Annotated in this window: 1 protein-coding gene; it reads left to right on the top strand. The window is 78.4% G+C overall.

All coding sequences use genetic code 11. The annotated features are described in order from the left end of the window. The first annotated feature begins 33 nt into the window (after positions 1-33). Entirely contained in the window at positions 34-7,395 is a 7,362-nt protein-coding gene (locus ACFWIC_RS31755) for a type I polyketide synthase (protein ID WP_380520607.1), read from the top strand. The last annotated feature ends 181 nt before the right edge of the window (positions 7,396-7,576 follow it).

The following is a 7,576-nucleotide window of genomic DNA, read 5'->3' on the forward strand; positions in this document are numbered from 1 at the left end:
GTGGCGCTGGAGCAGTGCGCTCCGGACGCGGGGGTGTGGGGGACGCTGCGCCGGGGCGAGGACGGCCCGGCCGGGCAGATCCGCGCGCTCGGCGAGGCGTGGGTCCGCGGCGCCGAGGTCGACTGGCGGGCCTGGCCCACCGACGGCCGCCGCCTGCCCGACCTGCCGACCTACCCCTTCCAGCGGCAGCACTACTGGCTCGCCTCCGAGCCCGGCACGGGCGACCTCGCCGGGGCCGGCCTGGACGGCACCGGCCACCCGCTGCTCGCGGCGGCCGTCCGGCTGCCCGACTCCGACACCGTCGTCTTCACCGGGCACCTCTCCCGGCGCACCCAGCCCTGGCTCGTCGACCACGACGTGCTCGGCACCGTCCTGGTCCCCGGCGCGGCACTGGTCGAACTGGTCCTCGCCGCCGGAGAGTTCACCGACGCCCCGGTCGTCGAGGAGCTCCTGCTCCAGGCCCCGCTGGCGCTGCCCGAGGCCGGCGGGGCGGACCTGCGCGTCACCGTCGCCGCGACCGGGCGGGAGGGCGGGGGCCGCACGGTCACCGTCCACTCCCGCCCCGACGGGGAACACCCCTGGACGACCCACGCCACCGGCACCCTCCGCCCGGCCGGCTCGGCACCGGTACCGCCGCCGGCTGACCCGCCGGCCGACCTGCCGTGGCCGCCGCGCGACGCCGAGCCGGTCGACGCCGAGAACCTCTACGCCGCGCTGGCGGACACCGGCCTGGTCTACGGTCCCGTGTTCCGGGGCCTGCGCCAGGTGTGGCGCCGCGACGGCGAGATCCTCGCCGAGGTCGCCCTCGGCACCGGGGGCGACGCCGACCCCGGCGGCTTCGGGCTCCACCCGGCGCTGCTCGACGCCTGCCTGCACGCGCTGGCCGCCGGTGGTCTGGTGCCCGGTGAGGACGGCGCGGCCCGGCTGCCGTTCGCCTTCAACGGCGTCCGCCTGCACGCCGTCGGTGCCCGCTCCCTGCGGGTCCGGCTCACCGCGGGCGAGGGAGCCGAGACGGTCCGGCTGCACGCCGCCGACGAGGCGGGGCTCCCCGTCCTCGACGTCGACGCGCTCGCGGTCCGGCCGGTCACGGCCGACCGGACCGGCGCCGCACCCGACGCCCCGCTCTACACGCTGGACTGGACGGACGCCGGCGTGCCGGCGGGCGCGGCGGGCGCGCTGCCCACGATCACGCTCGGCGACGCGCTCCCCGCCGACCCCGGCGAGGTCCTGGTGCTGGACTGCACCGCGACCGCCCCCGCCCCGGGCGCCGACCCCGCGACCACCGCCGACCCGGGCGCCGCCCCGGACGCCGACGCGGTGCGCAGCCGCACCGGACAGCTGCTGGAGACCCTCCAGCGGTTCCTCGGCGACGAACGCCGGTCCGACACCCACCTGGTCGTGCACACCGACGGCGCGATCGCCGCGGACCCCGGGGACGCCGTGCCCGGACTGCTCTCGGCGGCCGCCTGGGGGCTGGTCCGCTCCGCACAGAACGAGCACCCCGGCCGCCTCACCGTCGTCGACGCCCCGACCGCGGACCGGATCCCGGACGTGCTCGCCGCCGGACACCCCCAGGCGGCGGTGCGCGGCGACCGGATCGTGGTGCCCCGGATCGTCCGGCACGCCGGACCGGACGGCGAACTCCCCGACCTGACCGCCGGCACGGTGGTGGTCACCGGCGCCACCGGCACGCTCGGCCGCCTGATCGCCCGTCACCTGGTCGCCGCCCACGGGGTCCGCGACCTGCTGCTGCTGTCCCGCTCCGGCGGCAGCCTCGACCTCGACGGTGCGCAGGTGCGCGCGGTCGCCTGCGACGTCACCGACCGGGCGGCCGTCGAGGCCGCGCTGAGCGGCGTGCCGGTCACCGCCGTCGTCCACACCGCCGGGGTGCTCGACGACGGGCTGCTGGCCGACCTCACCCCCGACCGGCTGGACGCCGTCCTGCGCCCCAAGACGGACGCCGTCCGCAACCTGCACGAGGCCACGGCCGGCCGGCCGCTCGCCGCGTTCGTGCTGTTCTCCTCGGCCGCCGGCGTCCTCGGCAACGCCGGGCAGGCCAACTACGCCGCCGCCAACACGTTCACCGACGCGTTCGCGGCCTTCCGGCGGGCCCGGGGCCTGCCGGCGACCTCGCTGGCCTGGGGCCTGTGGGACACCGACGAGGGCATGGCCGGCAACCTCACCGACGCCGACCGGCGCCGGCTGCGGCGCGGCGGCATCCTGCCGCTGGAGGTCGGGCAGGGCCTGGCGCTGTTCGACGCGGCCCTGCGCGCCGACACCGCGCTGGCCGTGCCGGTCGCGCTGAGCCTGCCCGCGCTGCGGACCACCGCCGAGGGCGGGCTGCTCCCACCCGTCCTGTCCGGGCTGGTCCGGACCGGCCCGCGCCGGGCCGCCACCGCCGACGGCCCGGGCACGTTCGCCCGGCGGCTCGCCGGCCTGCCCGAGGCGGAGCGCGAGCAGACCGCCACCGAACTGGTCCGCGGCACGATCGCCGCCGTCCTGGGGTTCGCCGCGGGCAGCGCGATCGACGGCAACCGGGCGCTGCGCGACCTGGGCTTCGACTCGCTGACCGCGGTCGAGCTGCGCAACCGCCTGCAGCCCGCCACCGGCCTGACGCTGCCGGCGACGCTCGCGTTCGACTACCCCAACGCCCGTGCCATCGCCCGCTACCTGCTCGACCGGGCGCTCGGTTCCGACCGGACGGCGGACGCGGCGCCGGAGCGGACCGGCCCGGTGCGCACCGACGAGCCGATCGCCGTCATCGGCATGGCCTGCCGCTTCCCCGGCGGGGTGCGCACCCCCGAGGACCTCTGGCAGCTGCTGCGCGACGGCGGCGACGCGATCTCCGGCTTCCCCACCGACCGTGGCTGGGACTTCGGCGGCTACCACTTCACCCGGCAGGGCGGCTTCCTGCACGACGCCGGCGAGTTCGACGCCGGCCTGTTCGGCATCTCCCCGCGCGAGGCCCTCGCGATGGACCCGCAGCAGCGGCTGCTGCTGGAGACCTCGTGGGAGGCGTTCGAACGTGCCGGCCTCGACCCGACCGGGCTGCGCGGCTCCCGGACCGGCGTCTTCACCGGCCTGATGTACCACGACTACGGCACCGGCCTGTCGACGCTGCCCGAGGGCGTCGAGGGCTACCGCGCGACCGGTGTCTCCGGCAGCGTGGCGTCCGGCCGCGTCTCCTACGTCTTCGGTCTGGAGGGCCCGGCGCTCACCGTCGACACCGCCTGCTCCTCCTCGCTGGTCGCGCTGCACCTGGCCGCGGAGTCCCTGCGCCGGGGCGAGTGCGAACTCGCGCTGGCCGGCGGCGTCTCGGTGATGGCGAACCCCAGCACCTTCGTCGAGGTCGCCCGGCAGGGCGGTTCGGCCGCCGACGGCCGGTGCAAGCCGTTCTCCGCCGCCGCCGACGGGGCCACCTGGTCGGAGGGGGCGGGCGTGCTGCTGGTCGCGCGCCTCTCCGACGCCCTGCGCCTGGGCCACCCCGTGCTGGCGGTCGTCCGGGGCACGGCGGTCAACCAGGACGGCGCCTCGAACGGCCTGACCGCGCCCAACGGCCCCTCCCAGCAGCGGGTCATCCGGGCCGCGCTGGCCAACGCCGGTCTGACGCCGCAGGACGTCGACGCGGTCGAGGCGCACGGCACCGGCACCCGGCTGGGCGACCCGATCGAGGCCCAGGCCCTGCTGGCCACGTACGGCCAGGACCGCGACGGCGACGCGCCGCTCTGGCTCGGCTCGGTGAAGTCCAACCTCGGCCACACCCAGGCCGCCGCCGGCGTCGCCGGACTGATCAAGATGATCCTCTCGCTCGACCACGGGCTGCTGCCCCGCAGCCTGCACATCGACGCCCCCTCCCCGCACATCGACTGGGAGTCCGGCGCCGTCGCGCTGCTGGACGCCGAGCGGTCCTGGCCCGAGACCGGCCGGCCGCGCCGCGCCGCCGTCTCCTCCTTCGGCATCAGCGGCACCAACGCCCACGTCGTGCTGGAGCAGGCGCCGTCCGTGCCGCCCGCGCCGGAGAACCCGGAGCTGCCGGTCGTCCCGCTGCTGCTCTCCGGCCGCGACCGGGGCGTGCCGGCCGCGCAGGCCCGCCGACTGGCCGCGTTCCTGCGCGAGCGGCCCGGCCTGCCGCTGACCGACGTCGCGCACACCCTCGCCGGCCGGGCCCGGCTGGAGCACCGCGCCGTCGCGCTGGACGGACCCGCGCTGGCCGCGCTGGCCGACGGGCGGCCCGCGGCCGGGGTCGTCGCCGGAGTGGCCGGGCCCCCCGGCGGCGTGGTCCTCGTCTTCCCCGGCCAGGGCGGCCAGTGGGAGGGCATGGCCGCGGGGCTGCTGGAGAGCTCCCCGGCCTTCGCCACCCGCCTGCGCGAGTGCGACGCCGCCCTCGGCGCCTACCTGGACTGGTCGGTGGAGGCGGTGCTCCGCCAGGAGCCGGGGACCCCGCCGCTCGGCCGGCTCGACGTCGTCCAGCCGGTGCTGTTCTCCGTGATGGTCTCGCTGGCGGCCTGGTGGGACGCGCACGGCGTCACCCCGGCGGCGGTCGTCGGGCACTCCCAGGGCGAGATCGCGGCGGCCTGCGTCGCCGGTGCGCTCACCCTCGCCGACGCGGCCCGGATCGTCGCGCTGCGCAGCCGGGAGCTGATGGCGATCGCCGGCGCCGGCGCCATGCTCTCGGTCGCCGCGGCCGAGGCCGACGTGGCCGCCCGGATCGCCGAGTACGAGGACGGCCGGGGGCGGATCCGGCTGGAGATCGCCGCGGTGAACGGACCGGCCTCGGTGATCGTGGCTGGCGAGTCCGACGCGGTCGACGAGCTGGCCGCCCGCTACGAGGCGGAGGGCGTGCGGGCACGCCGGGTCAAGTCCAGTGCCGCCGGCCACTCCGTCCAGGTCGAGGTCCTCCGTGACCGCGTGCTGGAGGGGCTCGCCCCGGTGCGCATCGGCGCCGGCCGGGTGCCCTGGTACTCGACCGTCCGGGCCGAGCCCATGACGCCCGAGGACGGCGCCGACTACTGGTACGACAACCTGCGGCAGCCGGTCCGGTTCGCCGCGACCGTGGGGCGCCTGCTCGCCGACGGCTACCGGCACTTCGTCGAGGTCAGCCCGCACCCGGTGCTCACCGCCAGCATCCAGGACGTCGCCGGTCCGGGCGAGGCGGCCGTGGCCGGCACGCTCCGCCGTGACGAGGACGGTCCCGGCCGCCAGGTCCGGACCCTCGCCGAGGCGTGGGTGGCCGGCGTGCCGGTCGACTGGGCCGCGCTGCTCGCCGGAGGCCGCCGGGCGCCCGGGGTCCCCACCTACGCCTTCCAGCACCAGCGCTACTGGCTGGCCGACGAGCCCGGCGTGGCCGCCGACGACCCGGACGACGAGTTCTGGAACGCGGTCGAGACGGCGGACGCGGCGCTGCTCGGCAAGACCCTGGGCGTCGATCCCGGCGCCCTCACGCCCGTGCTGCCCGCGCTCGCCGGCTGGCGCCGCGGTCGCCAGGAGCGCTCGCAGCTGGACGCCTGGCGGTTCCGGATCGCGTTCAGGTCCCTGCCGGAGCCGGAGCCGGGCCGGCTGTCGGGCACCTGGCTGGTCCTCCACCCGGCCGACGTCGACCCCGGCGAGGTGACGGACCTGCTGGCCGCCGCCGGCGCCGAGGTCGAGCACAGCACGGCCGTCGACCGGGCGACCCTGGCCGCCGGGCCCTACCGGGGCGTCGTGTCGCTGCTGGCGCTCGGCGACGACGAGCGGGGGCTCCTCGACACGCTCGCGCTGTTCCGGGAGATCGGCGGCGTGGACACCGCGCTGTGGATCCTCACCCGGGGCGCGGTCGCCGCCGTCCCCGGCGACCCGGCGCCCCGGCTCGCCCCCGCGCAGGTCTGGGCGCTGGCCCGCACCTTCGCCCTGGAGCACCCGGAGGCCTGGGGCGGCGTGCTCGACTTGCCCGCCACGCTGGACGCCCGCTCCGCGGGCCGGACGGCGGCCGTCCTCGCCGGCCTCGACGACGAGGACCAGGTGGCCGTCCGCACCGGCGGTGTGCTGGCCCGCCGCCTGCTGCCCGCGCCGGCCGACCCGGCCGCACCGCTGTGGGAGCCGCGCGGCACCGTGCTGATCACCGGGGGCACCGGCGCGCTCGGCGCGCACGTGGCCCGGTGGGCCGCCGGGTCCGGCGCCGACCACGTCGTGCTCACCAGCCGCCGGGGCGAGGCCGCCCCCGGCGCCGTGGACCTGCGCGAGGAGCTGACCGCGCTCGGCGCGCGGGTGACCGTCGCCGCCTGCGACACCGCCGACCGGACGCAGGTCGCCGAGCTGCTGGCCGGTCTGCCCGGGCCGGTCACTGCCCTGGTCCACGCCGCCGGCACGCTCAGCCCCGGCCTGCTCGCCGACGCGACCGCGGCCGAGCTGGCGGAGGTGAGCTCCGGCAAGGTCGAGGGCGCGGTCCACCTGCTCGACCTGCTCGACCCGGCGCACCTGGAGCAGGCGGTGCTGTTCTCGTCCAACTCGGGCGTCTGGGGCAGCGCCCGCCAGGGCACCTACGGCGCGGCCAACGCCGCCCTCGACGTGCTGGCCGAGCAGGCCCGCGAGCGTGGCCTGCCGGTCACCTCGGTGGCCTGGGGGCTGTGGGACGGCGGCGGGATGGCCGAGGCGACCGGCGGCGAGGAGTACATGCGCCGGCGCGGCTTCCGGGGCATGTCCCCCGAGGCCGCGATCACCGCGATGCGGCAGGCCGCCGGGGCGGGGGAGACCTTCCTCGCGGTCGCCGACGTCGACTGGTCGGTCTTCGCCCCGGCCTTCGGCTTCGCGAGGTCCCGCCCGCTGATCGCCGACCTGCCGGACGTCCGGGCCCTGCGGGCGACCGCCGAGGCCGCCCCGCCGGCCGACGCCGGTGCGGCGCTGCGCGAGCAGCTGGCCGCCGCACCCCCGCACGAGCACGAGCAGATCGCGCTCGACCTGGTGCGCGGGCACGCCGCCGCCGTCCTCGGGCACGACGGCCCGGACGCGGTCGAGGCCCGCCGCCCGTTCAAGGAGTTCGGGTTCGACTCGCTGACCGCGGTCGATCTGCGCAACCGGCTGACCGCCGCCACCGGCCTGTCCCTGCCGGCGACGCTGGTCTTCGACCGGCCGACCCCGGCGGCGGTGGCCGGACTGCTGCTGGAGGGCCTGGTGACGGGCGGCGGCGCGACCCCGGAGAGCGTGCTGGCCACCATCGACCAGCTGACCGAGGCGCTGACGGCCACCGCGGACGACACCGCGCTGCGCCTGCGGGTCGCCATGCGGCTGCGCGGTCTGCTCGCGGGCCTCGACGAGGACGCCGGCCCGGCGGAGGAGGGCGCGGAGTCGGTGAGTGACCGGCTGGAGGCGGCCAGCGCCGACGAGGTCTTCCGGTTCATCGACGAGCTCGGCGTGTCGTAGCGCGGGCGTGCGGCGGGGCCTCCGGACGGGAAACCGGGGGACGCCGCCGGACGTGTCGCGGGCCGCGCCCCCCCCGACAACGGGGGGGGGGGGCCCGGGCGGGCCGGGGGGGGGCCCCCCCCCCCGGCCCGCGCCCCCCGCGCCCCGGCGGGGGGGGGGTGGGGGTTGGCGGCCGCCCGGG

Source organism: Kitasatospora sp. NPDC127035 (assembly GCF_042726075.1).
Lineage (GTDB): Bacteria > Actinomycetota > Actinomycetes > Streptomycetales > Streptomycetaceae > Kitasatospora.